Annotated in this window: 24 protein-coding genes and 1 tRNA gene; 19 read left to right on the top strand and 6 right to left on the bottom strand. The window is 64.8% G+C overall.

Annotated features, from left to right (window positions below):
• The first annotated feature begins 84 nt into the window (after nucleotides 1-84).
• Genes GWI72_RS00130 through GWI72_RS00115 form a run of 3 tightly spaced genes read left to right on the top strand, consistent with a single transcriptional unit; the run spans nucleotide 85 to nucleotide 3,182 of the window.
• Nucleotides 85-1,512 (top strand): BCD family MFS transporter, encoded by a 1,428-nt coding sequence (locus GWI72_RS00130; protein ID WP_161707354.1) that lies wholly within the window; start codon nucleotides 85-87, stop codon nucleotides 1,510-1,512.
• A gap of 12 nt (nucleotides 1,513-1,524) precedes the next feature.
• Nucleotides 1,525-2,850, top strand: coding sequence for an FAD-dependent monooxygenase (locus GWI72_RS20045; RefSeq protein WP_244314177.1), 1,326 nt, complete (start codon nucleotides 1,525-1,527; stop codon nucleotides 2,848-2,850).
• Nucleotides 2,847-3,182: a hypothetical protein gene (locus GWI72_RS00115; protein WP_161674742.1), complete on the top strand. Its 336-nt coding sequence runs from the start codon at nucleotides 2,847-2,849 to the stop codon at nucleotides 3,180-3,182. Before GWI72_RS20045 ends, GWI72_RS00115 begins: the two co-directional genes overlap by 4 nt.
• Here GWI72_RS00115 and GWI72_RS00110 read toward each other — a convergent pair.
• Nucleotides 3,113-3,559 carry a TspO/MBR family protein gene (locus tag GWI72_RS00110; RefSeq protein ID WP_161707351.1) on the bottom strand — a complete coding sequence of 149 codons (447 nt, stop codon included), beginning with the start codon at nucleotides 3,557-3,559 and terminating at the stop codon, nucleotides 3,113-3,115. The genes GWI72_RS00115 and GWI72_RS00110 overlap by 70 nt on opposite strands.
• A gap of 124 nt (nucleotides 3,560-3,683) precedes the next feature.
• Here GWI72_RS00110 and GWI72_RS00105 point away from each other — a divergent pair, with 124 nt between their 5' ends.
• From GWI72_RS00105 to GWI72_RS00090, 4 genes are all read left to right on the top strand, one after another.
• Nucleotides 3,684-4,148: a c-type cytochrome gene (locus GWI72_RS00105; RefSeq protein WP_348272627.1), complete on the top strand. Its 465-nt coding sequence runs from the start codon at nucleotides 3,684-3,686 to the stop codon at nucleotides 4,146-4,148.
• Between the two features lie 218 nt (nucleotides 4,149-4,366).
• Nucleotides 4,367-6,283: a 1-deoxy-D-xylulose-5-phosphate synthase gene (locus tag GWI72_RS00100; RefSeq protein WP_161707349.1), complete on the top strand. Its 1,917-nt coding sequence runs from the start codon at nucleotides 4,367-4,369 to the stop codon at nucleotides 6,281-6,283.
• A 312-nt stretch (nucleotides 6,284-6,595) separates the two neighbouring features.
• A complete protein-coding gene (locus GWI72_RS00095) occupies nucleotides 6,596-6,877 on the top strand; it encodes a hypothetical protein (protein ID WP_161707347.1) in 282 nt (93 codons plus the stop codon).
• Nucleotides 6,878-6,938: 61 nt separating this feature from the next.
• The gene (locus tag GWI72_RS00090) at nucleotides 6,939-7,865 is read left to right on the top strand and encodes a cobalamin B12-binding domain-containing protein (protein ID WP_161707346.1); all 927 of its coding nucleotides are present in this window, start codon (nucleotides 6,939-6,941) and stop codon (nucleotides 7,863-7,865) included.
• Nucleotides 7,866-8,958: 1,093 nt separating this feature from the next.
• Here GWI72_RS00090 and GWI72_RS00085 read toward each other — a convergent pair.
• Together GWI72_RS00085 and GWI72_RS00080 are read right to left on the bottom strand one after the other, a co-directional pair.
• Nucleotides 8,959-9,459, bottom strand: coding sequence for a hypothetical protein (locus tag GWI72_RS00085; protein WP_161707345.1), 501 nt, complete (start codon nucleotides 9,457-9,459; stop codon nucleotides 8,959-8,961).
• Between the two features lie 46 nt (nucleotides 9,460-9,505).
• Nucleotides 9,506-10,609 (bottom strand): site-specific integrase, encoded by a 1,104-nt coding sequence (locus GWI72_RS00080; RefSeq protein WP_161707343.1) that lies wholly within the window; start codon nucleotides 10,607-10,609, stop codon nucleotides 9,506-9,508.
• Nucleotides 10,610-10,743: 134 nt separating this feature from the next.
• Between GWI72_RS00080 and GWI72_RS00075 the strand changes: the two genes are divergently transcribed.
• From GWI72_RS00075 to GWI72_RS00045, 7 genes are all read left to right on the top strand, one after another.
• Nucleotides 10,744-11,460 (top strand): hypothetical protein, encoded by a 717-nt coding sequence (locus GWI72_RS00075; RefSeq protein WP_161707341.1) that lies wholly within the window; start codon nucleotides 10,744-10,746, stop codon nucleotides 11,458-11,460.
• 15 nt (nucleotides 11,461-11,475) lie between these two features.
• Nucleotides 11,476-11,736: a hypothetical protein gene (locus GWI72_RS00070; RefSeq protein ID WP_161707339.1), complete on the top strand. Its 261-nt coding sequence runs from the start codon at nucleotides 11,476-11,478 to the stop codon at nucleotides 11,734-11,736.
• Between the two features lie 76 nt (nucleotides 11,737-11,812).
• On the top strand, nucleotides 11,813-14,257 hold the full coding sequence (locus GWI72_RS00065) for a DUF7146 domain-containing protein (RefSeq protein WP_161707337.1): 2,445 nt from the start codon (nucleotides 11,813-11,815) through the stop codon (nucleotides 14,255-14,257).
• Between the two features lie 339 nt (nucleotides 14,258-14,596).
• Nucleotides 14,597-15,109, top strand: coding sequence for a hypothetical protein (locus GWI72_RS00060; RefSeq protein ID WP_161707335.1), 513 nt, complete (start codon nucleotides 14,597-14,599; stop codon nucleotides 15,107-15,109).
• Nucleotides 15,099-16,892 (top strand): phage terminase large subunit family protein, encoded by a 1,794-nt coding sequence (locus GWI72_RS00055; RefSeq protein ID WP_161707333.1) that lies wholly within the window; start codon nucleotides 15,099-15,101, stop codon nucleotides 16,890-16,892. The genes GWI72_RS00060 and GWI72_RS00055 overlap by 11 nt, the downstream gene beginning before the upstream one ends.
• A gap of 172 nt (nucleotides 16,893-17,064) precedes the next feature.
• Entirely contained in the window at nucleotides 17,065-19,251 is a 2,187-nt protein-coding gene (locus GWI72_RS00050) for a DUF1156 domain-containing protein (RefSeq protein WP_161707330.1), read from the top strand.
• Nucleotides 19,235-20,260 (top strand): hypothetical protein, encoded by a 1,026-nt coding sequence (locus GWI72_RS00045; protein ID WP_161707328.1) that lies wholly within the window; start codon nucleotides 19,235-19,237, stop codon nucleotides 20,258-20,260. Before GWI72_RS00050 ends, GWI72_RS00045 begins: the two co-directional genes overlap by 17 nt.
• Here GWI72_RS00045 and GWI72_RS00040 read toward each other — a convergent pair.
• Complete coding sequence (locus tag GWI72_RS00040; protein ID WP_161707326.1) at nucleotides 20,257-21,963, bottom strand: DUF262 domain-containing protein; 1,707 nt, start codon at nucleotides 21,961-21,963, stop codon at nucleotides 20,257-20,259. The genes GWI72_RS00045 and GWI72_RS00040 overlap by 4 nt on opposite strands.
• Before the next feature lie 303 nt (nucleotides 21,964-22,266).
• Between GWI72_RS00040 and GWI72_RS00035 the strand changes: the two genes are divergently transcribed.
• The 5 genes from GWI72_RS00035 to GWI72_RS00015 are packed head-to-tail and all read left to right on the top strand — an operon-like array spanning nucleotide 22,267 to nucleotide 26,340.
• Nucleotides 22,267-23,676, top strand: coding sequence for a phage portal protein (locus GWI72_RS00035; RefSeq protein ID WP_161707324.1), 1,410 nt, complete (start codon nucleotides 22,267-22,269; stop codon nucleotides 23,674-23,676).
• Nucleotides 23,669-25,471 (top strand): prohead protease/major capsid protein fusion protein, encoded by a 1,803-nt coding sequence (locus GWI72_RS00030; protein ID WP_161707322.1) that lies wholly within the window; start codon nucleotides 23,669-23,671, stop codon nucleotides 25,469-25,471. The genes GWI72_RS00035 and GWI72_RS00030 overlap by 8 nt, the downstream gene beginning before the upstream one ends.
• A gap of 1 nt (nucleotide 25,472) precedes the next feature.
• Nucleotides 25,473-25,682, top strand: a complete 210-nt coding sequence (locus GWI72_RS00025) for a phage head-tail joining protein (protein ID WP_161707320.1) — start codon at nucleotides 25,473-25,475, stop codon at nucleotides 25,680-25,682.
• Between the two features lie 2 nt (nucleotides 25,683-25,684).
• Nucleotides 25,685-26,029, top strand: coding sequence for a DUF2190 family protein (locus GWI72_RS00020; protein ID WP_161707318.1), 345 nt, complete (start codon nucleotides 25,685-25,687; stop codon nucleotides 26,027-26,029).
• Nucleotides 26,026-26,340, top strand: coding sequence for a hypothetical protein (locus tag GWI72_RS00015; protein ID WP_161707316.1), 315 nt, complete (start codon nucleotides 26,026-26,028; stop codon nucleotides 26,338-26,340). Before GWI72_RS00020 ends, GWI72_RS00015 begins: the two co-directional genes overlap by 4 nt.
• 14 nt (nucleotides 26,341-26,354) lie before the next feature.
• Here the strand turns inward: GWI72_RS00015 and GWI72_RS00010 are convergent, their stop codons facing one another.
• Both GWI72_RS00010 and GWI72_RS00005 read right to left on the bottom strand, forming a co-directional pair.
• On the bottom strand, nucleotides 26,355-26,570 hold the full coding sequence (locus GWI72_RS00010) for a hypothetical protein (protein WP_161707314.1): 216 nt from the start codon (nucleotides 26,568-26,570) through the stop codon (nucleotides 26,355-26,357).
• A 246-nt stretch (nucleotides 26,571-26,816) separates the two neighbouring features.
• A tRNA-Met gene (locus GWI72_RS00005) sits at nucleotides 26,817-26,893 on the bottom strand.
• Nucleotides 26,894-26,930 lie beyond the last annotated feature (37 nt).

Here is a 26,930-nt window from a genome sequence, read left to right as displayed (position 1 = left end):
AACGCGGCAGGGACCGGACCTGGGCAAGGACTGGAACTTGGGCAGGGACTGGAACAGGCGGGATCGACCCGGGAGGAGCCGGCAATGGAACAGCATCCGAACGATCTCCAGGCCGAGACCGGCACGGCATCCCGGGAGCCGCAGGACGGCCCGGCGAGCCTTGCGGCCGCCGCCCCCGGCCTCAGCTGGCTGTCGATCCTGCGGCTCGGGCTGGTGCAGGCCTCGCTCGGGGCCATCGTCGTCCTGACCAACTCCACGCTGAACCGTGTCATGATCGTCGAGCTGGCGCTGGCCGCGCTGGTGCCGGGCTGTCTGGTCGGGCTGCATTATGGCGTGCAGCTGTCACGGCCGCTGTGGGGCCACCGGTCCGATGTCGGCGCGTCGCGCACGCGCTGGATCCTCGGCGGCCTGGCGCTCCTGGCGACCAGCGGCACGGCAGCTGCCGCGACAACGCTGCTGTTCGAGATCAGCTTTGCAGCCGGGCTGGCGGCGGCAACCCTGGCCTACGCCCTCATCGGCATCGGCATCGGCGCCAGCGGAACCTCGCTTCTGGCGCTCATGGCACGCCAGACGGCCCCGGAGCGCCGGGCCTCGGCCGCGACGCTCACCTGGATGCTGATGATTGCGGGCATCGTGGTCACCTCGATCGCCACCAGCGCCCACCTTGAACCCTATTCGCACCAGCGGCTGGTCGCGGTCACCGCCGTGACCGGGCTGGTGGCGCTGGCCCTCTCGGCGCTGGCGCTCGTGGGCCTGGAAAAGCGCGGCGACCCGCAGATGCCGCAGGACCGGCGCCCGACTGCCTCCTTTGCCCGGAGCGCAGCAGAGGTCTGGCAGGACCGGGAAGCGCGCTGGCTCACGCTGTTCGTCTTCCTGTCGATGCTGGCCTATGCCACGCAGGATCTCATTCTCGAGCCCTTTGCCGGACTGCTGTTCGGCATGACCCCTGCGGAGACGACCCGCCTGTCCGGCCTGCAGCACGGCGGCGTCCTGCTCGGCATGGCCTGCGTCGGCGTCGCCGGCGGGCTGTTCTCGCGCAAGCGGCCGGGACTGCTCAAGATGTTCATCGTCACCGGGTGCCTCGGGTCGGGACTGGCGCTGGCCGGACTGGCCTGCGCCGCCCTGCTGGCCCCGGCCTGGCCGCTGGAGGCAACGGTCTTTCTGCTCGGCCTCATGAACGGCACGTTCTCGGTGGCCGCCATCGGCACGATGATGGTGCTGGCAGGGGCCGGAAAGACCGCCAACGAGGGCATGCGCATGGGCGTCTGGGGGGCAGCCCAGGCTCTCTCCTTCGGACTGGGCGGCCTTGCAGGGACCGTCGTGCTGACGCTTGGCCGCTGGACCCTGTCGGGTGATGGCCCTGCCTTCGCACTGGTCTTCGTCTTTGAGGCCGCGCTGTTCCTGGGTTCGGCGGCCATCGCGCTCGGCATTGGCGGACTGTCCGCCACCCCGGCGGGCGGACGCGCCGCAGACAGGCCCGCCCGCTTCGGCGCGGCCCTGCCGGCAGAATGAGGGAGGGAACCGATGCAGACCGTCTATGATGTGGCCGTGGTTGGGGGCGGCCCGTGCGGCGCGACGGCGGCCGAGCAGTTGGCCCGGGCCGGCCATCGGGTCGCGCTGATTGATCCCGGCAACCGGATCAAGCCCTGCGGCGGCGCCATTCCCTCCCGCGCCCTGGCGGATTTCCGCATCCCCGAGGAGCTGCTGGTGGCCCGGGCACGCGGCGCAAGGGTCATCGCGCCGTCCGGCGCGGCGGTGGAGATGCGGATCGGCGAGATCGGCTTCGTCGGCATGGTGGACCGGGCAACCTTCGATCCGTTCCTGCGCCAGCGGGCCGAACAGGCGGGCGCGGACTGTCTGCTGGCCCGGCTGGTCGACATGTCGGAAACCCCGGACGGCCTCCTGTCCCTGTCGATACAGCCCGTGAACGGCGAGACATCCCAGGAGACGCGCGCGCTCAGGGCCAGACTGGTCATCGGCGCTGACGGGGCCAACTCCGCCGTCCGGCGGCTGATGTTTCCGGCCAGCCAGAAACCACCCTATGTGTTTGCCTATCACGAGATCGTCGAGACCCCCGCCCATCTGGCCTCGGGTCAGGCCGGGACCGGCGCCTTGGCAGACCAGGGTGCAGGCCAGGGAGCCGGCCAGTGTGCCAGCGAGGGTACAGGCCAGGGTAAGGGCCAGGGCAAGGGCCAGATCGCAGATGCCGGACAAGACTTCCGGGCCGACCGCTGCGACGTCATCTATGATGGCCGGATCTCGCCCGATTTCTATGGCTGGGTGTTTCCCCATGGCAGCCAGATTTCGGTCGGCTGCGGCTCCGCGGTGAAGGGCCATGACCTGCGCCGCGCCACCGCCGACCTGCGCGAGCGGGCCGGCCTCGCCGGCGAACGGACGCTGCGCCGCGAAGGGGCGCCCCTGCCGCTGAAGCCGATGCGCCGCTGGGACAATGGCCGCAACGTGCTGCTGGCCGGCGACGCCGCCGGCACCGTTGCCCCGTCTTCGGGCGAAGGCATCTATTACGCCATGCTCTGCGGCCAGCTCAGCGCCGATGCGGTGGCCGCCTGCCTCCTCTCCCGCGACGGCCGGGCGCTGCGGGAGGCCAGACGACGGTTCATGAAGGACCACGGTCGGGTGTTCCTGATCCTCGGCCTCATGCAGGCCATCTGGTACCGAAGCGACAGCCTGCGCGAGAAGTTCGTATCGCTGTGCGCCGACCCGGATGTCCAGCGCCTGACCTGGGAATCCTATCTCAACAAGCGGCTGGTCCGGCGCGATCCGCTGGCCCATGTCCGTGTCTTCTTCAAGGATCTGGCGCGGCTGTTCGGCCGGCCGGCGCGGCAGCCATGACGCTTCTGGCCGACTGGCTTGCACGCGGCTGGATCTGTGCTGCCGCCCTTGCCGTGCTCTGGGCGGAGCTGGTCCTGTTGTGTGCGCTCGCCCCGCATCCGCGGCAGCGGCTGGGTCAGCTCCTCCCCAATGTCCTGGCCGGCTCCTGCCTGCTGGTCGCACTGGGGCTCGCGCTCACCGGCGCCAGCGCGCTGGCGATCCTCGTCGTGCTGGCGCTGTCGCTGGTGGCACACGTGGCCGACGTGGCCAGCCGCCTCGGGCCTCAGGCCAGCCGGTTGAGCCGCAACACAGAGACATTGAGCAGTCCGGCGACCGACACCCACAGGAGATAGGGAAGGAACAGCAGGGCCGCCACCGGATCGAGCGGCAGCGCGGTCACGATGAAGCCGACGATGGCGAGCCACAGGAGGACGAGGTCCGCAAGGGCCAGGTCCATGCGGCGCAGCCCGAAGAACAGCCAGGACCACAGCGCGTTCGCCACCAGCTGCAGGCCCCAGAAGAAAAGCGCCAGCGACCAGCCCGTGCCGGTCCACAGACGCCAGCCGGCATAGCCGATGAGGACGTAAAGGACAGACCAGACGACAGGAAAGGCCCAGTCGGGGGGCGTCCAGCCCGGCTTGCGGAGACTGGCGTACCAGGTCCCCGGCTTGAACACGGCCCCGCTCGCCGCGGCGAACAGGACCAGACACGCAAAGATCGCTGCAGCCATGCCCGCGCTCCACTCGAGGGGTAAAGGACCATGATGCGACGACCATCATGCAGGAACCGCGACCATAGACGAGGCAGACCGGCCTGAACAGCTGCGACCGGCGCCGGGCGGAAGGAGAACGACCATGCAAGACCGGATGTCCAGAAAACCCCAGGCAAGCACCCTGCCGCAGGAGGACCATGTCAGCGCGTGGCCGGGGCGTTGGGCGAGCCTCGCCCTGCTGACGGCCGCCTGCGCACTGGCGGTGGTCTTGCCGGATCCCGCAAGGGCCGGCGATGCCGAGGCCGGTGCAAAGGTGTTCAAGACCTGCGCGGCCTGCCACAACGTCGACACGGACAAGAAGAAGGTCGGTCCCAGCCTGAAAGGGGTGATCGGCCGGCAGCCGGGCAGCGCGCCGGATTTCGCCTATTCCAAGGCAATGGTAGAGTTTGGCGCGGGCAAGACCTGGGACGTGGCCCTGCTCACGCAATACCTTGCAAGCCCGCGCGATGTCGTGAAGGGAACCAAGATGGCCTTCGCGGGGCTCAAGAAGCCCGAAGACATCGACAATGTCATCGCCTATCTGCAGGGCTTCAGCGCACCGCAATAGACATTCCGTTGCAGCGCAACGCTGCGGCACGCCGCCGGCAAGACCCGGTGTTTTCATGGATGTAAAAAAAAGTTTACACCAGACCTCAAATCTCCGAGTATGGACGCCAGATGCTACCGTCCGTTGGTGACGTGATATCTTCGGCTTGGCCGGGCGCAAGCCAGACCTACCGGCGAATTGCCAGCTGAATGACGGGCTCATGTGCGGGAGGGAACGCTATGAGCTTGAAGTCCGATACGTCAGTCACAGCTCCGTTGCTTGACACGATCGGCAGCCCGCGGGATCTCCGGCGGCTGACCGAACCGGAGCTTGTGCAGGTTGCAGAGGAACTGCGCCGCGAGGTCATTGCGGTCGTGTCCGAGACGGGTGGCCACCTTGGCTCCGGTCTGGGCGTGGTCGAACTGACGGTGGCGCTGCACACCGTCTTCGACACGCCGCAGGACACGCTGCTGTGGGACGTCGGTCACCAGTGCTATCCGCACAAGGTGCTGACGGGCCGGCGGGAACGCATGCGCAGCCTGCGCAAGAAGGACGGGCTGTCCGGCTTCACCCGGCGGGACGAGAGCCCCTACGATCCGTTCGGCGCGGCCCATTCCTCGACGTCCGTGTCGGCCGGTCTCGGTTTTGCAGCCGCGCGGCGGCTCAGCGGCGACGACGGCTTCACCATCTGCGTCATCGGTGACGGCGCGCTGACGGCCGGCATGGCCTTCGAGGGCCTGAACAACGCGGGCCTGTCGGGTCACCGGCTCCTCATTGTCGTCAATGACAACAACATGTCGATCGCGCCGCCGACCGGGGCCCTGTCGGCACATCTGAACGCGCTCGTCGCGTCTGCCGGCAACAGCCGGGATGGCGATCCGGGCATCCGTCCGGCCAGCCTGTTTGAAACGCTCGGGTTCGCCTATGAGGGACCGGTTGACGGGCACGATCTGCCCGCGCTGCTCGCGCTCTTTCGCCGGCTCAGGACTGCCGATCCCGGCCCCGTCGTGGTTCATGTCCGCACGCGCAAGGGCGCGGGCTATGCGCCGGCAGAGGCCTCGCGCGACCGCTATCATGGCGTCAATCCCTTCGACGTGGCGACGGGCCAGCAGCGCAAGCCGGTCGCGCGCGCGCCCAGCTACACCGAGGTCTTCGGCAAGACGCTCGCACGCCTGGCGGTGACGGATCCGCGTCTGGTTGCCATCACCGCCGCCATGCCCGACGGCACCGGGATCGACCATTTCCAGCGCCAGTTCCCGGAGCGCAGCTTCGACGTCGGAATTGCCGAGCAGCACGCTGTCGCCTTTGCGGCCGGGCTTGCGGCCAGCGGATACCGGCCCTTCTGCGCGATCTATTCCACCTTCCTGCAGCGTGGCTATGACCAGGTCGTGCATGACGTCGCCTTGCAGAACCTGCCGGTTCGCTTCGCGATCGACAGGGCAGGTCTCGTGGGAGCGGACGGGCCGACCCATGCGGGTGCCTTCGACATCGGGTTTCTTGCCAACCTGCCGAATTTCACGGTGATGGCAGCCGCCGACGAGGCGGAACTCGCCCACATGGTGCGGACCGCGGCGGACCACGACGGCGGTCCGATCGCCTTGCGCTATCCGCGCGGGGAAGGCACCGGCGCGCCCCTGCCCGAGCCGCCCCTCGTCCTGCCGCTCGGCAAGGGACGCATCGTGGACATCGGCCACACGGCAGCGCTCCTGTCCTTTGGCGCCAGGCTCGGCGAATGTCTCGAGGCCCGGGCCCTGCTCGCGGCGCTCGGCATCTCGGTCACTGTCGCCGACGCCCGGTTTGCCAAGCCGCTCGACACCGGCCTGATCGAGGACCTGATGGCCACGCATCGGCTGCTCGTCACGATCGAGGAAGGGGCCACGGGCGGGTTCGGGGCGCTCGTCCTGCACCATCTGGCCGGCCGCGGACTTCTGGACGGTCGCTGCGACATCCGCACGCTGACGCTGCCGGACCGGTTCATAGCTCAGGCCTCGCCCCGGGACATGTATGACGACGCCGGCCTGAACGCCCGCCAGATCGCCAGCCTCGTCCGCGACGCGCTCGGGCAGGCCGATCAACACGGCACGGCCCGGATCGGCGGCTATCCGACCTGGACCGAGGACAGGCCGGTCTGGACCCATCACGCGGAACACAGGTGAAGGAAGGCAGGGCCAAGGCCGTCCGCCGCAAGAGGATGCGGGACAGGACGTGCGATCTGTGATCGAATGCAGGACGGGGCAAGCCCCCGATCAAATAGGTCACGTCAACGGGAGGGGGCAATGACCTATCGAGAACGACAGACGGGCAGACGCCCACGGCATCCGCGACGGCCTGCAGCGGCGGACGCGCAGGCGGCCGAGGCGCCAGGAGGGGAGGCAGGCCCCGCGCGTGCGGAGGGGCTGACGGGCGCGGCAGCAAGCCGGGCCACGAGAACATGCGGGCGCCTGGCGGCTGGGGTCGATGAAGGCCGCATGGCACAGGCGAATGGCGCGTCCGCGGGCGCCGACAACGTGGCCGCCGCCGGAGGGCCGGGAGCTTCGGGAGCTTCGGGCGCTTCGGGCGATCCGGCCGAGCACGGCAGGCGCGCGCTGTCGCGACGGCCGGGCAAGTTTGCCCAGCTGTCGGTGCAGGACATGGGAATACTGGAACGCACGATCCGCAGCCAGGTGTCCGATCTTGTCGGTGCCCTGCATGGCTTGCGCTCCGAGGGAATGGTGAAGGAGGCACTTCGGCGCGAGCCAAGGGGGCAATGAAGGAGACCGCTGGCGGAGGGGAGGAGCCTGACCGTCCAGACCTGATCATCAGGAGGGGGCAATGCTGGACAAGGACAGGATCAACGGCCAGTTCGATGGCCCGGGCGCGCAGCCCTTGGCGCAACGGAGCGGCCGTGTCGACCCGAGAGGCCCGCAGCAGGACCATCTCTCCGGTCAGGAACTGACAGTGCTGGAGCGGCTGGTCCGTCGTCAGGTCTCCGGCCTGGTCGGGTCACAGCATCCCGATCCTGTCCGGCGCTACGGCCGGGTGTGGACCGGACCGACGCTCGCCGACCGGCGCCGACCGGAGCAGGTCCGCCGTCCGCTCTCGGTCCCCGGTGCGGCCGCCGCCGTCGCTTTCCGCGAGCGCTTTCTGGCCGCTCTCCTCGACCCGGACATCCGTCACCACCGCGATCTCGTCGACGAGCTCGTGCGCTCGCGCGTGCCGCTGCCGGCGCTGGCCATCTTCCTGATCTCGCCGCTGGCGGCCGAACTGGGCGTGCAATGGTGTGAGGATGATGCGGACTTCATGCAGGTTGCCGTCGCCTCGACCCGGCTCGCGACAGTGGTCACCCATCTCGCCCACGCCGCGGCCCAGGTGACGCCAAGACCGGCGGCCCGCCGCGTGCTGCTCGCGCGATCTGCTGGAACCCGCCACACGCTCGGCATCACGCTGGTCAGGGTCTGCCTGCTGGACATGGGCTGGAACGTGGACGGCGATGCCGACGTCGAGATGGGGGACGACCTGTTCATGCGCCTCGCCATGCGACCCTATGACGTGATCGGCCTGTCCATTGGTGCGTTGGACGAAGTCGCCGACTGCCGGTCGACCCTGACCCGTTGCCGGTCCCTTGTGCCGCGCACGCTGACGGCCATTGGCGGCGCCGCCGTGGTCAGTGCGGCCGACCAGTTCGAGACTGTCGGCGCCGATCTCGTTGCCCGGTGTCCGGAGGACCTGCTGCAGGTCTTTTCCCCCTCTCTGGCCTGACCAGGCCGGATGACGGAACCAGGCGGGCACTTGCGCCCTGCGGAAGGGACGTGGACACGCGGGCTTGCAATGCCTCGGCGGAACGCTGGACTACGAGCAGCCCCCCGGGCCAGAGCAGGATGCCCCAGTCGGCCGATCCGCTGAGGATCCAGCTGCCCTTCAGGCTTCGGCGTGCCGCCGGCGCAAGGTCGGGATCCTCTGCAAGCAAGAGAAGCGCCCGGACAAGCTCCGGGAGCACTGCGGTGTCGCAGCGCGACAGCCCGTCCGCCGCGCTTTGGGCCGCCGGAGCGAGCAGCTGGACCAGGCAGCCGGACCAAGCAGCCGGATCATGATTTCGGCCGGACCGGCATGCGCATGCATGTCGATCCGCCGGCCGAGAGCCTCTCGCGCAGTCACGTCAAGCGGCGAAGCAAAGGGCAGTCCGTGGAAGGGCCAGGAGCCAGCGGACGGATCGAACGCCCGGGCTGCCCCCCATGCTGCAGGCGGATGTTCGGGGTCTGACGTCAGGGTGGCGTCGGGTGCGGACTGGACATGAGGAGACGCAGCGGCAGTGGTTATCCGCGCGCGGTCATGTGCGCGGGGGCGTTCGGCATTGGCCTTGAGACGATGTGTCAGGGTCTGCAAAGCGGTCTCGTCCAGGGGGTTTCTGCCGGCTGTGTGTCTTTGTTTGCCGTTTTGGTGCGGGTGCCGGCCCTGGCGCTTCCGCGCGGACTGGGAGGCAGGTGTCTGGCGCAACCGGACCAGAACGGTCAGGCTTTCAGGGCGCCTTTCGCGAGCTGCCTGTTTGGTGATCTTTGTTTCCGCGCTGGCCCCTGTCTCCCTTCGCCCCTTTTATGTTCACTTTTTGTTCTCTTTCACAGATTATCGATCTCGCGCGTTTTTGCGTTTGAGTTTTGTGTGTGTGTTTTTTTGTTGATTTTGGTTGCGGGGGCAGGATTTGAACCTGCGACCTTCAGGTTATGAGGGCTACCCACGCATCCGGAATAACGACGCTATTTCAAATTGTTAGCCGGTTTTCGAGGTCGCGACGTCGGCGTCGTGTCGCACGGAACTACCGCAAACCGTTGGTACGAACCGGGAATCGTGATGCTCGTCAGGATGCATCCTTATCGAAAGCCCATAATGCCTTGTCGAGGGTGCGCATCGAGACGGCGTGGCGCCTGGCGGTCGCCCGACACAGTTCGCAATACTCCAGCCATTTCTCGAAGTTGTAGAGGGTCGACCCACCGACAGTATTCATCGCCCTCACGTCCAGAATCGGATAGCGGTCTGGGAACGCAAAGTGCAGGATCACGCTTGCCATGGGCCATTGCACGCCACGCAGCGCGAGCAGGGCGCCTATGCGAAGCCGCTCGGACCCGGCTGCGAACGAAACACCTGTAATCTCCCGAACCTCGGCTTCGGTGTGCTGACTGCAAAGCTGGCGCGTGCGGCCACCGCGCCACTTCCACCGCGCGACCTCGATCAGGTCTTCCCGCGTCATGTGGCCCCTTTGTGCAGCAGCCTCCATCTGCGCGCCGAGCACGTCATCCGCGTCATAGACGTAGCGCCCTGCATATTCGAGGATCTGTTCGCGTGTGAAATTGATCTGCATGTCAGCAAGTTAGCCAGAGCATACCATTCCCGCCACCCGAAACTGCTCACCCCAAAAGCTTCGCCTCGACCATCGCCATGGCTTTCTGGTGGTCGGGCGAGGGGAACAGGTGGCCGTAGCGTTCCATGGTCATCTGGATCGAGGAATGGCCCGCGAAGGTCATGACCTCCTTGATCGAGAAGCCCTGCTCGATCCACAGCGACACGGCGAAGTGGCGCAAGTCGTGCCAGCGCATCGTGACCTCGACCTTTTCCAAGAGCTTGCGGAACCGGGCTTGGGTCTTGGTGTGCTGCAGGATCCCGCCCTGCGGCGCGGGGAAGACCAGATCGTGGGCGTTCTTCGGACAGCGCAGTTTCCATCGGCGTAAGGCGTTCAAGACCATCGGCCCGGCCGGGATGTCGCGGAACCCGGCGCGGGATTTCGGCTCGCCCATCTGGTTGTAGGCATCGGCGCGCTGGCGGATGTGGAGGAAGCCCTTGTCGAAATCGACGTCTTGCCAGCGCAGGCCCCGCAACTCTGACGCGCGCAATCCGCCCAAGGCCGAAACGATCAGGTGCGGCTTGAAATCCTCGTCGGCCGCCTCGATCAGGGCGCGGATCGCCTCCTTGGTCGGCACTGGCGCCTTGTGCTCGATCCGGCTGGACTTGATCACCCGCACCCCTTGGGCGGCATTGGTGAACAGCTGGCCGTTGTCGATGGCATGGTCCAGCGCCAGCTTCAGGACCGACAGCGCGCGGCGGGTCAGGTGTTCGGACCGGCCGTTCATCAGCATCCGGTCGCGGAACTCGTTGACATGGCGGCGGGTCAGTTGGGCGATCAGCTTCTCCCCGATGCCGATCTCTGGCGCGGTGATGTGCAGGCGCACATAGTCGCTGTAGCCCCGCAGAGTGGACCGCTCCATCCGCCGCCCGGTCTTGCAGCGCACCTCGCAATGGTCGAGCCACGCCTTCGCGGCCTCGGCCACGGTCGTGCTGTCGCTGTCGGCCAGATAGGTGTGGTTGGCGACCAGCGAGCGGACCTTGACCAGATAGACGTCGGCATCCTTCCGGCGCGGGAACAGCTTGGACCGGCGTTTGCCCGCCTGGTCGGTGAAGTCCACCTGCCACCGGACCAGGCCCGAGGGCAGCGTGCGTTTGCGGATCGTGGCCATCATTTCCCTCCGTGAGCGTAAGAAACGGGACCAGTTGTCAAAGCCCGTTAATTGGTGATATGAACCGTCTCAGATGCACTTGCAACGGATTGTTGCGCGTGTAAAGCCCTAGTTCATGATCGGAGCCCATGACAATGACAGCCAGCGAACGGAACGGTGCGGAAGCGCCCGAACCGCTCTTCCATGGCGACGCGGAAGCGGTGGCGGCATCGGGGATGCCCCTGCCCAGCCTGCGTGTCCTGCAAGCTGCCGGTGCCATTCAGGCGCAGAAAACCCCCAAGGAGCATGGCGGCTTCAAGCGGATGTGGCGCGAGGAGGATGTGCTGATCGCCTCGATCGGTACCGCGATCAGCGAACACTTCGCCTGGAACATCCGCATCGTGGCCGAGGCCATGGCCAAGACACGCCCCGGCACATGGGCCGCTCTGACGGGCTCGATTGCGGGGACCATCTCACCCGACGCGGGCGCGCTGATCCGATCAACAGAGGACGACTGGCATCTCGACCTGATCGACCGGAAGTTCCTGTTCCTGCGGGTACCGCCGCTTTTCGCGACCATCTTCCCCGATACGCCCCCCGGCAAGAGCGACCTGATCATCGGCTACGCGACATCGAAGGACACCTTCCAGATGCTGCCGTGGCTGCTTGGCAGTCCAGAGGGGCGCAGCAAGCTCTCGGCCATGACCTCCCCGGCGCAGATCACGACCGCGGAACGCATCTACAAGCTGGCCATCGCGACCCGCGCCAACGCGCTGAGCACCGCCAGCATCAACATCAGCATGCAGGTTCGCGCCGCTTGGCGCCGCCTCCACGGACTTGACGCCCACTTCCTGCAGGACGCCCCGCGCTAGAAAGGAGACCCAGCCATGACCAAACACCCCGGCCCCGTCGCGAACCTTCAGCAGACCGCATCCGAGGTGACGCTCGGCGATGACCTCCTTCGCGGCGCAGACGAGATCGCCAGGTTCATGTTCGGCGACGTGAAGCACCGCCGCAAGGTCTACTACCTGACCGGCGAGGCCCCGAGGGGCATGCCGCACTTCAAGATGGGTTCGGTGATCTGCGCCCGCAAAAGCACGCTGCTGAACTGGATCGCACAGCAGGAGCGTTTCACCCCGGGCGAGTGACGGCAGCCGCAAATGTCCTGAGGTCCGCGATCCGGTCGCGGACTCCACTTCCATCAGATACATAGCGACCCCGCCCATGACCCTTCAGGACAATCCGCTCGACTTCAACGACGTGCCGCCCACGCGCAAAGGTCGCACGTCCCGGCACATGTCTTTGGCCCGGCTGGCGGAACTGCTGAACGACCGGATCGCCGATCTTGCCGTGGAACTGCTCGGGCCCCCGAACGGCGCGCTGTCCAGCGCGCAGCAGTTGCGCTTCGGGACAAAGGGCAGCATCGCGGTGGAAATCGCGGGCAAGGACGCCGGGCGCTGGTATGACCATGAGGCCGGAACGGGCGGCGCCGGGCCGGAACTGGTCCGTCATCACTTCAGGATGGACGAAAAGGCTGCGTGGGACTGGGCGCGCAACTGGCTGGGCGATGCGGAAATGCCTGCCTCCTGGACCGCCAAACCGGCAGCCGCCCCTGCCTCGGGCACAGCCAAGCCTGTCGAATTGACCGATGCGGAACGCGCCACCAAGGTCGCCGAAATCGTGCGCCAGACCGAGGTTCCAAATGGCACACCGGTCCATGCCTATCTGGTAGGGCGTGGGATCGCCGTTCAGCCCCCCGACTGCATCCGCTTTCGCCGGAACGCCTATGGCAGCTATGGCGCGATGGTCGCGCTGGCGACCGATGCGGCGGGCGAGGTGCTGGCGATCCAGCAGGTCTATCTGACGGGCGAGGGCAAGAAGGCCCCGGTCAATCCGGTCAAGCGCACCAACAAGGCCGTCGAAGGCTGGGGCGAACGGTCCGCCGTGCGCCTGCCGGGGCGGGAACCGCTGGTGCTCTGCGAGGGTGTCGAAACCGCGCTGTCGGTCTGGCAGGCCACCGGTCAGGAGGTCTGGGCCTGCCTCGGCATCTCGAACATCGGCCGCGCGCCCGTCCCCGAGAAGGCCACGGTGATCATCGCCCGCGATGGCGACGCGCCGGGCAGCAAGGCCGAAGGGATGATCACCCGCGCTGCCACCGCCCTCGCCCTGCGCGGGCTGACGGTGATGATCGCCACCCCGCCCGAGGATCAGGACTTCAACGACGTGCTGTTGCGCGAGGGCGAGGAGGCCGTTCGCAACCGGATCGCCGGGGCTGACCTGTTCCGCCCGGACCAGGCCGACACAGGCCGCAAGCGCCTCTATATCGGGTCGGACGTGGAAATCGCGAAGCGCGTGCGCGAGGATCTGACCGAACGCCACGGCCGCATCGTTCATGCCGAAGGCGAGTTCTGGCGTTACATCGGCACCCATTGGGAGGCAATCCCGGCCCACGAATTGCGCTTGCCTGTCCACACCTATGACGGCGCGAGCTTCGAGACCCCCGCAGGCGAGCCTTCGAACGTCAAGCTGACCCAGACCCGCGTCAATTCCGTCCTGAACGAATGTGCCGCCCTCTGCGCCGAGCCCGGCTTCTTCGACACGCCGCCCGCTGGCATCAACTGCGCTTCGGGCTTCCTGCGCTTCGATGCGACCGGCACGCCGCATCTGGAACCGCATCACCGCAATCACCGCTGCCGCCACACCCTGCCCGGCTGTTGGACCCCCGGCACCTCCGGCATCCCGCCCGAAGGCTCGATGCTGCGCCGCCTGCTGACCGGCAGCTTCAAGGGCGATCCAGACGCTCAGGCGAAATGCGACCTGCTGGCCGAGGTCTGCGGATCGGCCGCGCTGGGCTATGCCACGCGCCTCGTGCAACCCCGCGCCGTCGTGCTGCACGGCAAGACCGCCGAGAATGGCAAGAGCCAGATCCTCGATCTCGCGCGCGGCCTCTTGCCCGCCAGCGCCATCTGCTGCATCCCTGCCGCCAAGATGGGCGACGAGCGGCATGTCACCGGCCTCGTCGGCAAACTCCTGAACGCCTCCGACGAATTGTCGCCGGAAGCCATCGCCTCCAACATCTTCAAATCCGTCGTCACCGGCGAGCCGATCGAGGGGCGCGACGTTTACAAGAGCAGGGTCGAGTTCCGCTCGGTGGCGCAGAACCTGTTCGCCGCGAACCAGTTGCCCAGCTTCAAAGGCGGCGTGGACCGGGGCGTGCAGCGCCGCCTGCTCTTGATCCCCTTCACTCGCACCATCCCCCTCGAAGAACGGATCGAGGATATCGGCAAGCGCATCGCCTCCGAGGAAGCCGACCTCCTGCTGGCATGGGCGGTCGAAGGTGCGTCGCGGCTGATCCGTCAGCGCAACTTCGCCATCCCTGAAAGCTGCCGCGAGGCGCTGATCGAGTGGGTGCTGGGCGAAGACCCGGTGCTGGCCTGGATCGACGCCTGCGTGAAGGTCGTGCCCATCGTGAACGGCGGCCCGATGCTCGCCACCCGCGATGCGAACCTCAGGTTCCAGAACTGGGCGCAGGCCGAGGGGTTCAAGCCCGAGAAGATCCCCGCGATCAACGGCTTCGTGCAGCGCGTCCAGGCGCAGGTGGCCGGGATCCAGCACAAGCGCACCAGCTCAGGCCGGTTCTTCCTCGGCATCACAGTGACGCAGTGGTGACGCAAGAATGACGGACTTTGGCGCGCAACCCATTGATAGTGTTGAGATGACGCACTTGGCTTCAACCTTTTTGATAGAGGGGGAAAACAACCCAACGCTGGGGATACAGATTACCCCCTATATAAAATGTTCCCCGGGCAGGTGCGTCATCTCAACACTATCAAAGACTTACGCCCCGAAACCCGTCATTCCTGCGTCATTCTTGCGTCATGCGCCGCGCCCCGCTGGCTGGTCTGAGGGGCATCCATCGGGAAGGATCGGGAAAGCGGCGGTTCCTCCCGGGCCAATTCCTATGCGGGGGAGCGCAGCGCATTGGCCCGCCAGCGTCAGGGGGCGGATATGACTAAACTCGACAGCCATGAGACCAAGACTGCCTTCGCCGCCCGCGTCGGGCTGACCAAGGGCCGCATCTCGCAACTGGTGGCCGAGGGCCTGCCGGTGCGCGCGGACGGGCAGATCGACGTGGCGGTGGGCCTTGCCTGGATCGAGGACAACCTTGACCCTGCCCGCCGCAACAAGGGTGGTGCCTTCGCCGCCCCTGCCCGCGTCTCGACCACGCTGGCCGAAGCCAAGCGGCTGCATGAGATCGTGAAGGTCCAGCGTGCCAAGCTGGCCTTCGAGAAGGAACAGGGCCTGCTGGTCGAAACCGCCGCCGCCACCCGCACCGTCTTCGCCCGCGCGCGTGCCGAACGCGACGCGCATATGGCGTGGGTCCAGCGCACCGCCCCGCTGCTGGCCGCCGAGGTAGGAGCTGATCCCCGTGCCACCTTTGCCGCGCTGGACCGGATGATGCGCGAGCATCTGGAACACCTGGCCGACCTGCCCTTGGGGAGTTTTGGCGATGGTGCCTGACATCGACCTTGCCTGGCGACGCGGCATCCGCCCCGAACCGCCGATCCCCGTCTCGGACTGGGCCGACCGGCATCGCATCCTGCCGCCGACCTCCGCCGAACCAGGCCGCTGGCGAACCGACCGCACGCCTTATCTGCGGGCGGTGATGGACGCCCTGTCCACCTCCAGTCCCTATGAACGGGTCGTGCTGATGAAGGGCGCGCAGACCGGCGGGTCCGAGGCCGGGCTGAATTGGCTCGGCTACATCATCCAGAACGCGCCCGGCATCGCCATGCTGGTCATGCCCTCGCTTGACATGGTGCGGCGCAACACCACCGTGCGGATCGACCCGCTGTTCGAGGCCACCCCTGCCCTGCGCGATCTGGTCTCGGCCCCGAGGTCGCGGGATGCCGGGAACAGCCTGTTCCGCAAATCCTTCCCCGGCGGCCAGCTGGTGATGACGGGCGCGAACAGCGCGGTAGGGCTGAGGTCAACCCCGGTGCGGTATCTGTTCCTCGACGAGGTGGACGGCTATCCCGGCGATGCCGACGGCGAGGGCGATCCCGTCGATCTGGCCATCCAGCGCACCACCACCTTCCGGGGGCGGCGCAAGATCTACATGGTCTCGACGCCCACTCTGAAAGGCCATTCCCGCATCGAGGCGGCCTTCCTCGACAGCGACCAGCGGTATTTCCATGTCCCCTGCCAGCACTGCGGTGACATGGCCCCGATCACCTGGGCGCGCATCCGGTGGCCCGAGGGGAAGCGCGACGCCGCCTATCTGGTCTGCGATGCCTGCGGCGGCGTTCACCACGAACACGACAAGCCCCGCCTTTTGGCCGCTGGCGAATGGCGTCCGACTGCGCCGGGCGACGGCCGCACCGCAGGGTTCCACCTGTCGTCGCTCTATTCGCCATGGGAGACATGGGCGGAGATCGCGCAGGAGCACGCCCGCGTGGTCAAGGATCCCGCCCGCCTGCAGGTGTGGGTCAACACCAAGCTGGGCGAGTCCTGGGAGGACCAGGCGGGCGACACCGTTCCGGTCGATCCCCTCATGGCCCGGCGCGAGGATTGGGGCAGCGACCTCGCCCCCGGCGTAGCCGTGCTGACGGCGGGCGTAGATGTGCAGGGCGACCGGATCGAGGTGCAGATCGTCGGCTGGGGCCGCGACGAGGAGGCATGGGTCACCGACTATCGCGTGCTCTGGGGCGACCCGTCCGGGCCGCGCCTGTGGTCCGATCTCGATGGCGTGCTGAACGGCACCTGGGGCGAACTGCCGGTGCGCGCCGTGGCAGTGGATACCGGCGGCCACCACACCAAGATGGCCTATGAGTTCTGTCGCACCCGCCTCGCCCGCCGCGTCTGGGCGATCAAGGGCCGCGGTGGCCCGGGCATCCCGGTCTGGCCGCGCCGCCCGACCCGCACCAACAAGGGCAAGATCCCGCTCTTCATCGTCGGCGTCGACGCGGTGAAGGACGCCGTCTACGCGCGCCTGAAACTGACCGAACCCGGCCCCGGCGCCATCCACTTCCCCCGCCGCCTCGACGCCGACTACTTCCGCCAACTAACCGCCGAACGCGTCGTCACCCGCTTCGAGAAGGGCCGCCCCATCCGCTCATGGCAACCCAAGCGCGACGGCGAACGCAACGAGGCACTGGACACCTTCGTCTACGCCCACGCCGCCCTGCACGGGCTGATCAGCATGGGGATGCGGTTGAACGAGGAGGCTGAGGCGCTGACGGGGAAGGCAACGGTGCGATCGAACGAGACAAGGAGAGTGGTACGTTCGGTCTGGATGACGTAGACCTTCGGGAAACGCCCCGACACTTGCAGACTGGGATCCGGCAAGCAGCAAAAAGATCCTGCCTCCTGTGCGGCTCGGCGACGGTCTGTTCTATAGTGGAACGGGGAGTATGTTCTTTGTTTGTTTCTCTAAATGTAGTAGTCTGACCTTCCCAAACCAGATAGACAGCATCATGACCATTGAAAGCCGTTATGACATCCCGCTGATCGCGTCCCTCGCCCTGAAGGAAAAGCAGATCCAGCAAAACTACCGACCGATCATCGCGGTTCATAAGTGGTTTGCGCGCCGTCCAGGAACGCTCTTTCGTGGTCTTCTCCTATCCGAGTTCTGCGACAAAAGGCTCGACGAGAGTTATTTTGACGGCCATGATTTTGCTGGCAAGTCGGTCGCAGATCCATTCATGGGAGGCGGAACTCCACTTCTGGAAGCGAACAGATTAGGTTGCGACGTTCAAGGGTTTGACATCAACCCGATGTCGGCATGGATCGTTCGGGAAGAAATAGAGCATCTCGACCTCGATGCCTACCGAGCGGCCGCGAATGGCTTGGTTGAGCGATTAGCGGCCGATCTCGGCGATCTCTACCGAACAGATTGCCCGATCTATGGGGATAGAGACGTCCCCGTAAAGTACTTCCTTTGGGTGAAGACAACATCCTGCGAATCCTGCGGGCATGAAGTGGACCTGTTTCCTGGCTACCGAATTTCCGAAGACGCGCGTCACCCCAAGAACGTGCTGGTGTGCGGGTGTTGCGGCGAACTGAATGAAGTCGAGAACACGGAGGACTTGGGATATTGCCTGGCCTGCAGGTCCGAGCTGACCCTCGCAGGACCAGCAAAACGTGGCTCGTGCGCCTGCCCCAAATGCGGATCGAAGGCCAAGTTTCCAAAGAACAATCAAGGGCCGCTTGGGCACCGTCTTTTCGCGATTGAGTACTTCAATCCGTCACGCAAGAAGGACCACAAGGGCCGGTTTTTCAAAAAGCCAGACGCGAAGGACTTGGAGAGAGCCGCGCGCGCCAAGACGATGCTTGATAACGTTAAAGGCGGATTTATCCCGACGGATGAGATCCCGGCGGGCGACGAGACGGATCGCCTGCATCGGTGGGGTTACACGCAATACCGCGAACTCTTCAATGCGCGCCAGCTGCTGGGCCTGGAGCTCAGCTGTCAATTGATCGCAAGCCAAAACGACTTGCGGATCAAGCACGCACTGGCGACGAACCTTTCCGATCTCCTGCGCTATCAGAACATGCTTTGCCGGTATGACACGATGGCACTGAAGTCACTCGATGTGTTCTCGGTCCACGGCTTCCCAGTGGGGCTCGTAGTCTGTGAGTCGAATCTCTTGGGCGTGGTGAACGATTCCGGTGGCACCGTTGGTTCCGGTGGATGGATAAACATCATCGACAAGTACGCAAAGGCCAAGGCGTACTGCGATGAGCCTTTTGAAGTGCAGCACAGGAAAGGCAAGAAAATCCGCGTTCCCATCACCGGAGAATGGATCGGCGAAAGCCGACCAGGGTCACGTGGGCGAGCCATCAGCATCCGTTGTGCCAGCGCCACAGAAGTAGAGCTTCCGCCGGAAAGTCTGGATGCAGTATTCACCGACCCGCCATACTTCGGAAATGTTCAGTATGCGGAACTGATGGATTTCTGCTACGTCTGGCTGCGGCGTCTAGTCGGCACGGACGTAGAAGGGTTTGCGCGCGCGAGCACTCGGGCAAGTGAAGAACTGACAGTGAACCTGACGGAGGGCCGTGGGCTCACGCACTTCACGGAAGGCATGGCCAAGGTCTACTCTGCAATGGCGAGAGCCTTGAAACCTGGCGCACCACTCGCCTTCACCTACCACCACAACAAACTTGAAGCCTATCTGTCGATCGCCGTCGCCATTCTCGACGCGGGATTGGTGTGCACTGCAAGCCTTCCATGCCCCGCCGAGATGGGTGGGTCGATTCACATTCAGGGAACAGGCTCCTCAATCGTCGATACGGTGTTCGTGTGCAGGCGTCGCGATACGCCTGTTGACCGTCAGCTCTTCCAGAGCCAACTCGAGCTCAACCGGATCGTGCGCGATGACCTAGCGCAACTCAAGATTGCGGGCCTGAAGCCGACAGCCGGAGACATCCGGTGTATCGTATTTGGTCATCAGGTCAGGATGGCTATCTGGAATCTCCACTCAGCATGGGATACCCAAACCCCGACGGATATGAAGCTGGACCGGGTTCGGGCAGCATTGAACTCCCTTGGATCACATGAAGAGGTTATCGCCGCGGAAGGCATGCTTTCACGCTCCGCAAGCCCCGGCGATACTATGTTCCCAGATGAGAAAGACGACCGTGATGCTGTTGCGTTTTAATGCGGATTTTGCAGATCCGGATCTGAACTTTGATCCGTTGATCGATGAGGTCTTCGGAGAACTTAAGTCAGGTTTTCTGGAGCTACCCAAGGGAGCAGGTTTCATCGAGTACCCGATTTTCGAAACTGGCTACCAAGCACTGAAAAAGGCGACGTTGGGCTTCACGGTAATTGATCCAGTTGCCGTGATAGCAACAGTCTATGCGATGCCGATCACATTTATCGTGCTGAGAAGTATTTTGGGGTTTACGCCGTCAGAATGGGCGGATGTCACGACGGAGCGCAAAAAGCTCCAAGTCGACCAAGGAGCTGCGCGAACCATCGACCGAAATTGTCGGCTGTCTCCGACAACGGCACTGCGTGACCGAGGCTCCGTCGCCGACGCTCGAATTAAAGCAATGGTGACGGCGGCCTGTGAACTCCTCAAGGAGGGCCCGAGCAATGTTGATCGCAAGGAGATCCTGCACCGGCTCGACAAGGTCGACACCGCAACAGGTCTCGCTAGCTTGCGCCCGGTCGCTGACTTGGGCGTGCCTTATGCCATGCTACTTTATGAGCGCTTCTTGGGGCGCCCGTTCGCCGGCCACCGCGATTCGGTCAGTGAACTAGTGGGCGACGTCGTTGAGAGTGCTGTTGAGGATGTGCTCGCCAAAGCAGGTGTTGGCTACCGGAAGACCAAGCGTGCCGAACGGATACCGGGATTTGACCAGGCACCGGATTTCATCATCCCCGATGAACACAATCCGTCAGTCATCATCGAGGCTAAGCTGACCGAGGACGATGGGACGGCGCGCGACAAGGTTACGCGCGTGCAACAACTCCGCAACCTCCGGGAGCGCGACGGGCGGGGCTACGAAGTGGTTGCGTGTATCGCGGGACGAGGCTTCAAGGTCAGACGGGCTGACATGAAGCGCCTCCTCGTGGCGACTGACGGCAAGGTCTTCACATTGGCCAGCGTTCAGCATCTGCTCACGGATACGCGGATACGCGACTTTGTCACGCGTCCCTAGCGGGGCTTCGGAGACCAGATTTTCACAGCCAGTTTCGCAAAGGCAGCTTGGCGTGCATCAATGTCCGTCGGGGTCCAGGTCTTGTGCCCGCAAAGCTCGGTGGACATCTTGATCTCCGATTTAGCGTACTCCTTCTGTTTCTCCGAGAATGGATTGTTAGCGACTTTCGAGTTCAGCTTCTTCCCGAGCAGTGTCAGATTACCGATTCGCCGGAGGTAGGCCTTGTGCTGGGCCTCCGTGAAATCCTTCAACCATTCGCCGGTGATGGTCTCTGGCAAAATATGCTCGATGTTAACCTTCTCCTTGTCGGGATTGACGATCAGCTCCTCAGTTCCCGCCGTCAAATGCTGGTTCAGCACCCGGAGGTAATACTTCGCTATACTGACTTTGGAGACTGTTGCCTTCGCGAACGCCTGTTCAAAGCTGATGTCATCGGGAACCACCTTCTCCATTTGCGCCCATAGGCCCTTCGCATCGGTGATCTTTCTTTGCGAAACAGCCTTGGCGCATTCGGCATAACCCGTTTCCAGAATGCCGCTGCCGCCTGCGCCGGTCACAAGGAAGCGAACCGTCCAGGCAACCATCATTGGGAACGAACGATTTACCTCGGCGGGTTCGAAGTTTTTCAGAATAGCAAGCAAGAGCGGGCGGATCTGGGTGACCCCGGCGAGATCGAAGACTTCAAGCGACTGCGAAACCTCTTCTGCAAACTTGTTCCACATCCCGTGAGAGGGCGTGGCCAAGGCTGCGTAGATTGCCGCCGTCTTTGCCAATTCAGTGGCAAAGTCGACCGCCTTGGATTTTGTAGTGACCTCTTTCTTGATCGCTGCGTAGAGATCCTTTTCGCGGGTGAGACCGTTTTTTGCCACCCAAGCGTGACGCACGAAGGTCTTTATCTGCCCCTCATCGCCAATATCGGCAATCGCATTCACCATTGTTGCCCAAGACGACTGGACTTCAGGGAGTTTTTCGGCGGCGAAACTGAAGACGTAGTTCTTCAAGAGATCGATTAGCGATAGGTCAAGTCCACGGTCGTTGAGAACTTCGAATATCAGATAGGCGTTTGCTTCACTGTCGACCTCGACAGAAATGACCTTCGACTTGTCATGGATGAATTCGAGATAGTCAAGGATCGCGTCGTCCTTTTGCTGCGTCAGATCTACCTTCTTCTTGATGAATGAAGCCGCCAGTGAAGCCGCTTGCACCAGCCGCTTCTGGGCCGTGTTGCCCGGTTCAACAGTCCGTTTTGGTTCTTTTGGATTTGCGATGATGCGGTTGAGAAAGAACTCGCGGTCCTCTGGGATCAGGTGAATGTGCGCTTCCACCTCCTGGCTCCGTATGTTTCGGCGGAACAAGTACTTTTGCTCAATATCTTTGGCACGGTCTTCCTGTCCTACCGACACGAAGTAGTCTCGCATGGCGGCGATAAGAATCGCGCAAGTAACCAAGCGTTGTTGGCCATCAATGACGAGCTTCCTGCCTTGATCACCCTCGGTGAGGACAACTGTACCAAGAAAGTACTCACCCTGCTTGGCGTTCAATGCGTCATTGATATCGCGAAATAGATCTTCGACCTGCTGATCTTCCCATGCGTACGGACGCTGGTGTGAGGGCACAGAAAGCTTCTTGCTTTCAAGAAGTTCCCCGATTCCTAAGAGGTCGGAGTCAATCCGCTCGAGTTTTTCAACAGTCTTGCCGCTCAATCCAATCTCCAAAGGTTCAGGTCTCTGTCGGTTCGCCGATGAGGTGGGTTGACGCAAGGCCCCCTGCTATCAGGGCGCTTGTCACTCGATCTTCCCAATCAACCAGAGGACAAATTGTCGAATATCAGCCATCCACGGAGTCGCCAAGTCCATTGAGAACACTTCGACCTTGGCCGTAGCTCTTGCCCTTGCTGCCTTCCAACCTGCACCTCAACGTTTGTGGCGATCGGTCCCGACTGGTTTCCCGATCCTTCCCAACCGCTCTGATACCCCTGCGTCGCGCTGCATGAGACACTCCGCGCCATGCGGATGCTCCTCCATCGCCTTTTCGGCCTCACGCGCACGCGCGGCTTTGACGCTGCGGGTGGCGGCCGTCGTTGGGAGGGCGCGCGGACGGTCGACGGGCTGAACACGGCGATCCTGGCGGGCGCGACCACGGCGGCGCGACGTGCGGGATGGTATGCGCGGAACAACCCGTGGGTCGCGGCGGCGGTGGACAGCCTGGTGGGCAATGTCGTCGGCGCGGGGATCAAGCCGCAATCGACCCACCCCGACCGGGCGGTGCGCGAACGTCTTCAGATGCTGTGGCTGCGCTGGACCGATCATGCCGATCCGGGCGGGCTGGCGGATTTCTATGGGCTGCAGGCCATGGCCGTACGGGCGATGGTTGAGGGCGGCGAGAGTTTCGCTCGACTGCGTGCTGTGCCCGAGGCACCAGCCGTTCCCCTGCAAATCGACCTGCTGGACCGGGACCAGGTTCCGCTAGACCTGCATCGCGACATTGGTGGCGGCGCACGCATCCGGGCGGGGATCGAGTTCAACGGCGCCGGGCAGCGCACCGCCTACTGGGTGATGCGCGACCGGCCTGGCGATCCGCTGACCTCGCTGCGGCTGGAACCGCTTCGCCTCCCCGCCACAGATTGCCTGCATTTGTTCAAGCCGCTCGCCGCTGGCCAGTTGCGTGGCATCACCTGGCTCGCCCCGGTGCTGCTGCGGCTTCACGAGTTGGACCAGTTTGAGGATGCGGCCCTAGTCAAGGCCAAGGTGGCGGCGCTGTTCACCGGTTTCATCACCGACCCTGACGGCACGGCAGGCGGGCTTTCCGGCACCAACACCAACGGCGCGCTGACCGTCGGCATGGAACCCGGGAGCCTGATCCCCCTGCCCCCTGGCACCGATATTCGCTTCTCTAACCCGACCGAGCACGATGCCTATGCGCCCTTCGTCAAGAACCACCTGCGCGCCGTCGCGGCGGGGATGGGCCTTCCCTACGAATTGGTCTCGGGCGATCTGGAGGGCGTCACGTATTCCTCGATCCGCGCCGGGTTGATCGAGTTTCGCCGCCGCGTCGAGCAGTTGCAGCACAACGTCGTCGTCCACCTGTTCTGCCGTCCCGTGTGGGAACGCTTCGTGCGGCTGGCCGTGCTGACTGGCGATCTGCCTGCGCGGGACTTCGACCGCGACCCGGCCGCCTTCCTTGCCTGCGAATGGCTCCCGCCCAAGTTCGACTACGTCGATCCCAAGAAAGACGTCGAGGCCGAGATCCTCGCCATCAATGCCGGGCTCAAGAGCAGGACGCAGGCGATTTCCGAACGGGGCTACGACGCCGAACAGGTCGATGCCGAGATTGCCGCCGACAAGGCGCGGTCGGACGCGCTGGGCCTGGGTTTCGGTGCTCCGCCTGTGCAGAAGGAGGACATCCCCGATGAATGACACCGTCACCCTGCTGACCCGCCGCGCCGACCTGACCCCGGCCAGCGCCAACCGCGACGCCCGCACCGTTGAGGTGATCTGGTCCACCGGCGCGCCCGTGCGCCGCCGCGACATGGCTGGCCAGTACATCGAACGCCTCAGCCTTGCGCCCGAGGCGGTGGACCTGTCGCGCCTGCAGGGGGCCAGCGTGCTGGATGCCCACCGGCAATCTGCCGTCCGGGATGTGCTGGGCAGCGTGCAATCCGCCAGCGTCGATGGCCAGCGCGGCACGGCGCTGATCCGGTTTTCGTCCCGGCCGGAAGTGGAACCACTCTGGCAGGACGTGCTGTTGGGGATCCTGCGCCATGTCTCAGTCGGCTATTCGGTCGAGGAATGGGCCGAGACCACCGAGAACGGCGCGCGCGTGCTGACCGCCGTCCGCTGGACGCCCCACGAGATTTCCCTTGTTCCCACCCCGGCTGATCCGGGTGCCCGCATTCGCATGGAGACCAACATGACCGATACCACCATCACCCCGGCCCCGCCCGAGGCGCAGACCCGCGCCGCGATCAACACCGAGATCCGTTCCATCGCCCGCATCGCCGGGCTGGACCAGTCCTGGATCGACGGCCAGATCGACGCCGCCGCAGATGCCGACACCGCCCGCCGTGCCGCCTTCGAGGCGCTGGCGACCCGCAGCGCGCCCACGATCCGCACAGAACAGGTGCGCGTCGAGATGGGCGACAGCCAGGACGACCCGAGCCTCCGCGCCCGTCAGATGGGCGAGGCCCTCTATGCGCGCATCAACCCGCGCCATGACCTCTCCGAACCGGCCCGCCGCTATGCCTATGCCACGCCGGTCGATATGGCCAAGGAACTGCTGACCCTTCGCGGCGAGTCCACAATGGCACTGTCGCCTGCCAGCCTAGTGTCCCGCGCCCTGCATACGACGTCCGACTTCCCGATCATCCTCGGCAACACCGTGGGCCGCGTGCTGCGTGATGCCTATCAGGCCGCACCCTCGGGCATCCGCCGCCTCGGCCGCCAGACCTCGGCGCGGGATTTCCGGGCGTTGAACAAGATCATGCTGGGCGAGGCGCCACTCCTGGAGAAGCTAAACGAGGCGGGCGAGATCAAGTCTGGGACGATGGCCGAAGCGCGCGAGGCCTACAAGATCGAGACCTGGGCCAAGAAGATCGGCATCACCCGGCAGGTGCTGGTCAACGACGACCTCGGTGCCTTCGCAGACCTCGCGCGGCGCATGGGTCAGGGGGCCGCCGAGACCGAGGCACGGATCCTCGTCACCCTGCTGGAGGCGAACAGCGGCAACGGCCCGACGCTCTCGGACAACAAGGCGCTGTTCCATGTCGATCACGGCAACCGCGCGACAACAGGGGCTGTGATCTCGGACACCACCCTCTCGGCCGCCCGGCTGGCGCTGCGGACGCAGAAGGGCATCGAGGGCCGCGTGATCCGCGTGACGCCGAAGAACCTGCTGGTGCCGCCCGCACTGGAGACCGTGGCCGAGAAGTGGCTTGCCACCATCGCGCCCGCCACCGCTGCGGATGTGAACCCGTTCTCGGGCGCCATGTCGCTGGTGGTCGAACCCCGCCTGTCCAGCGCCACCCGCTGGTATGTGACGGCCGACCCCGGCGAGATCGACGGCCTCGAGTTCGCCTACCTCTCGGGCAACGAAGGGCCCCAAGTGGAAAGCCGTTCAGGTTGGGACGTGGACGGCGTGGAAATCCGGGTGATCCTCGATTTCGGCGCAGGCTTCATCGACCACCGCGGCTGGTTCCAGAACCCCGGGGCATAAGGTGGCCGACCTCGCCCAACTCACCGCCTGGCGCGATGCCCTGATGGCCGCCCGCTATCAGGGCATCCGCACCGTCGAATACGACGGCAAGCGGGTCACCTATGCGACCGACGCAGAAATGGCTGCGGCGCTGGTTGACCTCAACCGGCAGATCACCGGGACCACGTCACGCATCGCCGTGGTCCGCATCCAATCCTCGAAAGGGCTTTGACCATGAAGAACCACATCCAGAAAGGCGACATCATCACCGTGCCCGCTCCCGCAGGCGGCATCGCCTCTGGCGAGGGAGCGATCATCGGCAACATCTTCGGCATCGCCGCCTATGCGGCTGCCGTGGGTGAACCGATCGAACTGGCAACCACCGGCGTCTATCAGCTGCCGAAAGCAACCGCTGCGGTTCTGACGGTCGGTGCCCGTGTGGCGTGGGACAACACGGCCAAGAACATCAACGTGCCGGGCACCGGACGTTTCCCGGTGGGCATCGCGACAGAGGCCGCCGGGAACGGCATCACCAGCGTCGCGGTGCGCCTCGATGGCGTGGCAACGGTGGCGGCATGATAGAGCGGGACATTCGCGCCGTGTTGGATGGCCTTGGCCTCCTAGTCGCAGACAGCAAGGAAGCAGGCAAACTTCAGGCCATGCGCAACTATGCGGCTGTCATGGCCCTGTGCGCCGACCTCCGGAGGTCGGCCGAGGAGTATAAGGGCACCCGGAACATCACCATGGTTATCAGCGAGTTGGAAAACCACATGGCGGCCGTCGCCGGACTCTTCCCGACTTGGGACTTGCCGAAGGACCAACACCTGGTGGGCGCGCGTTCCGCTATCAGCAAGCTGGCCATGGGCACATGCTTTGGCCAGTCAACCTAGTCGGGAAGGGATGTTCAGGCGGCGTGCTTGCCTTCGCCGAACGCCATGTCGGTGATCTCGCGGAGGCGGGCACGGTAATGTTCCATCGTGCCGACATGGCCCCAGAGCACCTCCTCGGGATTGTAGCCGAAGTGGTCGGCGCTGTGGGCGACCAACCGGGCCAGCATGGCGTCGATCTCGATCTTCGCGGCGATGAAGGCATCCAGCGCGGCGTCATTGGTCTTGGGCATGGCGGTCCCCGAGTTGGCTTCGGGGACATGACGGCTCTGGTTTGCCTGTGGGTCAAGTTCAATCGGACGCGGAACGTCCCGCGAACATCTCGCATTTCCATGTCGCATGGGTGTTGCACGGAAGAAATCGGAACGGCTGTAAGCCTTTGGAATCGCGCGGAAAGATGTTGTTCTGTGTTGCAACGCAAAAAGCGCCCCGTGGGGCGCTCTGCTTCGGCGTAAGCCTTTGATATCGTTGCGGGATTTTGGTTGCGGGGGCAGGATTTGAACCTGCGACCTTCAGGTTATGAGCCTGACGAGCTACCGGGCTGCTCCACCCCGCGTAGGGTGTATGGGGAGGATTTTTGTCCTCGGAGCTTT

It is taken from the genome of Pannonibacter sp. XCT-53, from assembly GCF_009915765.1.
Classification (GTDB): Bacteria; Pseudomonadota; Alphaproteobacteria; order Rhizobiales; family Stappiaceae; genus Pannonibacter; species Pannonibacter tanglangensis.
The sequence above is the reverse complement of the archived record's forward strand: the minus strand, read 5'-3'. Positions and strand labels throughout refer to the sequence as shown.